Source organism: bacterium (assembly GCA_024226335.1).
In the GTDB taxonomy this organism is placed as follows: domain Bacteria; phylum Myxococcota_A; class UBA9160; order SZUA-336; family SZUA-336; genus JAAELY01.
The window spans coordinates 1-2,168 of record JAAELY010000175.1 but is presented as its reverse complement, the minus strand read 5'-3'; the positions used below and the strand labels follow the sequence as shown (position 1 = coordinate 2,168).

At 62.5% G+C, this 2,168-nt stretch carries 2 protein-coding genes; both read left to right on the top strand.

Features of this window, described 5'->3' with window-relative positions; genetic code table 11:
* Window positions 1-305: hypothetical protein (locus GY725_08590; GenBank protein ID MCP4004238.1), on the top strand; the 305-nt coding region annotated here is incomplete at its 5' end.
* Window positions 306-338: 33 nt separating this feature from the next.
* Window positions 339-1,784, top strand: a complete 1,446-nt coding sequence (locus GY725_08585) for an IS66 family transposase (protein ID MCP4004237.1) — start codon at window positions 339-341, stop codon at window positions 1,782-1,784.
* The last annotated feature ends 384 nt before the right edge of the window (window positions 1,785-2,168 follow it).

Sequence of the window (2,168 nt, the reverse complement as noted above, 5' to 3'; positions counted from 1 at the left end):
TGGCAAACTGGCTCCCGATCGTCCTCGATGACGGCCGTGGCGTACGGTTGAGGCTCTGGTCGCGGATATCAGCCGACGAGCACGGGGGATCACCGTCCGGCTGCCAGATTCTCTCCGACCTCATCACGTTCACCCGCAACAAGATCGAACGGATGGTGCGCGGCTTGTTTCCCGGTAAGGAGCAGGGCCCGATGGAGAACTCGCTGAACACGGCATGGCTCGCCGCGAGCGTGTATCTCGACGGTATCGGTGCGGACCTGCTGAACAACGATGGTAGCCGTTCACAGGTTCCGAGAATCTTCTAAAGTCGCCGGCTGGTTCCGCCCGATAACCATCAGATGGCGACAGGCGGATCGGACAGAGCCCTCATCAACGAACTCCTGGCGGAGATCCGTTGCCTGAGGGCGCGAATCGACGAACAAGACAAGCTGATCGCAGCGCAACAGGCGAGGATTTCCCACCTCGAGTCCGAACTCGCCAAGGCTCGCAAGGACTCTTCCACGTCCTCGAAGCCTCCTTCCAGCGACATCGTTAAGCCGCCGAAGGCGCCCAAGAAGAAGGGCAAGCGCAAGAAGGGCGGGCAGCCCGGGCATCCCAAGCACGAGCGCGAGCCGTTTGCGCCGGAAGAGATCGACAACGCCTACGAGTACCGCCTCGGTGGCTGTCCGAAGTGCGGCGATCGGCTCGTCGATGCAGCTGGCTACGAAGACCGGATAGTCCAACAGGCAGAGACCGAGGCGAGGCCGCCGAACGTCGACGAGCATCGCAGCATCGCCCGTTGGTGCGAGACGTGCGAGGAGATCCACTACGCACCATTGCCAGCGGAGGTCCAGAAGGGCCAGCTTGCCGGGCCTCGACTGACGGCCCTGGTTGCGTTTCTCAAGGGTGTCTGTCACGCATCGTTCTCGACGATCCGGAAGTACCTGCGCGACGTGGTCGGCCTGACGGTCTCTCGCGGCTATCTGCGGAAGCTCGTCGGCAAGGTCTCCGATGCACTCGAGGCGGCGTACAACGAGGTTCTCGCCAGCGTGTCGTCGCAGTCGTTTCTCAACGTGGACGAGACAGGGCACAAGGAGAACGGCGCGAAGTACTGGACCTGGTGCTTCCGGGCAGACTCCTTCACGCTGTTCAACATCTCGGAGTCGCGAGGATCGAACGTTCTTCTCGACATCCTCGGCGAAGACTTCGAGGGGGTCATCGGCTGCGACTACTTCTCGGCCTACCGCAAGTACATGAAGGACTGCCACGTTCTCGTGCAGTTCTGCCTCGCGCACCTCATCCGTGACGTCAGGTTCCTGACGAAGATGCGTTCTCGCAAAGCAGTCGCCTACGGCGAGCGGCTCTTGGACGCGATCCGCGACATGTTCAGCCTGATCCACAGCCGCCAGGCCTTGCCGGCCTCGAACTTCAAGGCGCTGCTGGAGGAGAAGCGTGACGAGATCATCGAGATCGCGACCTCTGACGTCCCGGAGCACAGAGAATCCCAGAACCTCGCCAAGCGGTTCCGCGAGCACGGCAAGGCTTACTTCCAGTTCATCACGACACCGGGGATCGAGCCGACGAATAACCTCGCTGAACAGGCGATCCGGTTCGTTGTCCTCGACAGGGTGGTGACCCAGGGGACCCGAAGTGCGAAGGGCCGCGAGTGGTGCGAGCGCATCTGGACGGTCATCGCCACTTGCGCGACGCAAGGCCGGTCCGTCTTCGAGTTCCTCGTCTCCGCCACTGAAGCTCACTTCCGTGGCGAACCCGCCCCATCGCTGTTGTTGCACGTCCCGCCGTAGGTTCTCGCGCGGGCAGCAGCAGGTAGCAGGGGGAGTTCGAGTCATGCGCAGCGCGTTGTCGGTGGGTTCACAGCGTGTTCGTGGCTGCCGTCTGGCCATACGAGCAGCGTGGCTGGACCGAGGTCGTCCGGTCGCAGATCACCGTCCTGGCCCGTGAACGGCTACCGGGAATGTACAGCGTCGCGGCGTGCGATGGCGAAACCCGAGGCTGACTCGCGGGTCGATTGGCCCCCGGGGCACCGCTTGTAAAGCAGCGCGTTCTTCCACGATTTTCGGCGAATCCCCAACTCCGCCTGCTGTTAGCCGCTCGGTGTAGGGAGGGTGATCAAGCCGAGTTATCTTCGCTACGGTGAACACGTGTATTCCTGCCGCCTAACGAGGTAG

Coding starts and splice junctions, on each gene's coding strand:
- GY725_08585 (MCP4004237.1), top strand. CDS start 339: ATGGCGACAGGCGGATCGGACAGAGCCCTCATCAACGAACTCCTGGCG.